The following is a 3,508-nucleotide window of genomic DNA, read 5'->3' as shown; positions in this document are numbered from 1 at the left end:
CATCGGCCACCAGCGGCGTCATCGACCAGCCGTCGGCGGCGATGTGGTGCACCACCGCCGCCAACACATGTTCGTCGTCGGACAGCCGGAAAAGCTTGGCCCGCAACGGGATCTCGGTCGCCAGGTCGAACGTGTGACGTGATGCCGCGTCGATGGCCTCACGAAGCCGGCTCGCCGTCCACCCGGCGGCGTCGACGACCTCCCAGCCGAACTCGGCGTGCTCGGGGTCGACCACCACTTGCCGTGGGACGCCGTCGGGGGCGGTAAACAGGGTGCGCAGCGCTTCGTGGCGGGTCACCACATCGGCGAGCGCGGCGCTCAACGCGTCGGTGTCCAGTGCGCCGTGGACCCGGAACGCGGCCGTCATGTTGTAGACCGGGGACGGGCCCTGTAATTGGTCCAGGAACCACAGCCGGGTTTGGGCGAACGACAGCGGAACCACCCCGGGTCGTTCGCCGGCCACCAACGGCTCCAGCGCCGACCCTGCTGCGCCGATGCGGGGAGCCAGTTGGGCTACCGTCGGCGCGTCGAACAACGCGCGCACCGCGACGCTGGCGTTCAGCGTCTTGTTGACCGCGGCCACCAGGCGCATCGCCGACAACGAATCGCCACCGAGGTCGAAGAACGAGTCGTCGACGCCGACCCGTTCGAGCCCGAGCACGGAAGCATAGATGCCAGCGAGGATTTCCTCGGTCGGGTTGGTCGGGGCCCGGTAGGAATCGAGTCCGGCGAAATCGGGGGCCGGCAGCGCGCGCACGTCGAGTTTTCCGTTGACCGTCAACGGGACCGCGTCGATCGCCACCACCGCGGCCGGAACCATGTAGGCCGGAAGCCGTTCGGCAAGCGTGGCACGCGCCACGACCGGATCGGCCGTGCCGGTGATGTAACCAACCAGGTGCTTGTCGCCGGGGCGGCCCTCGCGCGGGACGACGACGGCCTGCTCGACGCCGTCCAAAGCGGCCAGGGCGGCCTGGATTTCACCGAGTTCGATGCGATAGCCGCGGATCTTGACCTGCTCATCGGCGCGACCCAGGTACTGCACCTGTCCGTCGGCGCCCCAGCGCACCAGGTCACCGGTGCGGTACATGCGGGTGCCGGGCTCCCCGAATGGGCAGGCCACAAACCGCGATGACGTCAGACCCGCGCGGCCCACATATCCGACTGCCACACCCCGGCCCGCCAGGTACAGCTCGCCCACCGCACCCGGCGGGACCGGACGCAACCAGGCGTCCAGCACGAACAGCGCCGCACCGGTCACCGGCCCGCCGATCGGCACCACCGAGTCGGCGGCGTTCGCGGTCAGGGGCTGGCTGATCGAGGCGTACACCGTGGCTTCGGTCGGACCGTACGCGTTGATCATCAGTCGCCCCGGCACCGCCCACCGGTCGACGAGTTCGGTCGGACAGGCTTCACCGGCCACCACCAGCGCCGCGCACTCCAGCCCATGGGCGGAGAGCATGCCCGCCGCCGAAGGAGTTTGGCTCAACACGTCGACACGTTCGGCGACCAGCAGCTCGTGGAAGTCCTGCGGCGACGCGGCGACCTCTTCGGACACCACGAGCAGCCGCGCGCCGTGCAGCAGCGCGCCGAAAATCTCCCAGACCGAGACGTCGAAACTGTAAGAGTGCCACTGTGTCCACACCCGACCCGGTCCCGAAGCCAGGTCGGCGCCCAGCACGCCAAACAGCCCCGGCACGTTGCGATGAGGTATCGCAACACCTTTCGGTACGCCGGTGGTGCCCGAGGTGTAGATGATGTAGGCGATGTCATCGACCGCCGGACCGGGCAGCGTCGTACCGTCAGGTGGGGTCTCGACGTTGGCGACGTCGATGACGGTCACGTCGAAGCCGTCGAACCGCTGCGCCAGTTCGGCTGTGGTGATCGCGGCGACCGGCGTGGCGTCGGCCAGCATGAAGCCGATGCGCGCCACCGGCACCGCCGGGTCGATCGGCAGGTAGGCGGCCCCCGTTTTCAACACGGCCAGGATCGCCACGATCGCGTCGGCGGACCGGGGAAGCAGCAGCGCCACGACTTGGCCGGGCCGCGCACCGTGACCGGCTAGCACGTGTGCCATCCGGTTGGCAGCCACGTCGAGTTCCGCGTACGTCATCGACTGACCGTCGAAGGTCACCGCCGGCGCGTCCGGAGTGCGCGCGACCTGGGCGGCGAACAGTGCGGGTATCGGCTCGGCGGCGATCTCCGGCGCGGTCAACGCCGATTCTCCGCCCCATTCCGCGAGACGCGTGCGCTCAGCTCCGTCGAGCAGGTCCAGCGCGGAGAGCCGCCGGCCCGGTTCGGTGGTGATGGCCGCCAAGACCCGGGTGAAGCGGTCGATCAGCGCTCGGATGCTGTCGGTATCGAACACGTCGGTGTCGTACTCGACGCGCAGCCCGATCTCGCGGCCCGGAAGGGCTTGTACGGCCAGCGGATAGTGGTTGGTTTCGCGGAAGTTGAAGTCGGCGACGGTGATTCCGTCGACATCCAACCGCGCGCTGCTGTCGATGGGATAGTTCTCGAACACGAAAAGCGTGTCAAAGAGCTGATCTTGGCCGCTGAGGTGGTGAATCTCGTTGAGCGCGAGATGTTGATGTTCGAGGGTGTCGTTATGGGCGCGTTGCAGCTGCGCGAGCAAATCTTCGGCGGTGGTGTCGGGGGTGAAGGTCGCCCGCACAGGCACCGTGTTGATCAGTAGGCCCACCATCGATTCGGCGCCGGGAACTTCGGTGGGCCGACCCGAAACCGTGGTGCCGAAGGCGACATCGTGCTGGCCGGTCAGCGAACACAGCAGCCGTGCGAAGGCGGTCTGCAACACGATGTTGACCGTGGTCTGACATGACCGCGCGAGTTCGCCGACGGCCGCCGTGATGTCTTCGGGGACCTGGAAGGATTCGATGCCTCGCGGACCCTGCCCCACCTTCCCGGCCGGGCCCACCAACGTGGGAGCGTCGAAGCCGGCTAGTGCCTCGCGCCAGGCCGCGTGAGCGGCGTCGCGATCGCGGTCGGCCAACCAGGTGATGAAGCTGCGGTACGGGGTGGCTGCGGGTAGCCGCTGGCGGCTGAAGCCAGCGAAGATCTCCTGCAGCAGGATCGGCATCGACCAGCCGTCGAGCACGATGTGGTGCGTCGTGAGCAGCAACCTGTGCCGGTTGGGTGCCACGCGGATGAGAGCGGCGCGGAAGGCCGGCTGATCGGTGAGGTGGCAGACGGCGGCGCGTTCGCCGGCGCACATCCGCGAAACCTGCGGTGCGGCATCGCCGTCGATGTCCAGCTCGACATACCGCCACGGCACAACGGGATCGGCCGGGATGACCTGGACCGGTTCGTCGAACTGTTCGCTGAACTGCGCCGCCAGATGCGGATGCCGGTTGACCACGGCCTGCACGGCATCGCGAAGACGTTGTACGTCAAGGGGTCCGCTCAGCTCGATCTCGAGTTGCATGGCGTACAGATCGGCGCTGGCGGATGCGGTGTTGGCGTGAAAGAGCAGCCCCTGCTGCAGCGGGGTCAG

At 68.2% G+C, this 3,508-nt stretch carries 1 protein-coding gene; it reads right to left on the bottom strand.

Annotated features, from left to right (window positions below; all coding sequences use genetic code 11):
- Positions 1 to 3,508 (bottom strand): non-ribosomal peptide synthetase (locus tag ABQF13_RS25200; RefSeq protein WP_448395536.1); only part of this gene is annotated, 3,508 nt, incomplete at both ends.

This window comes from Mycolicibacterium sp. XJ879 (genome assembly GCF_053483935.1).
This window is presented reverse-complemented; position numbering and strand designations above follow the sequence as displayed.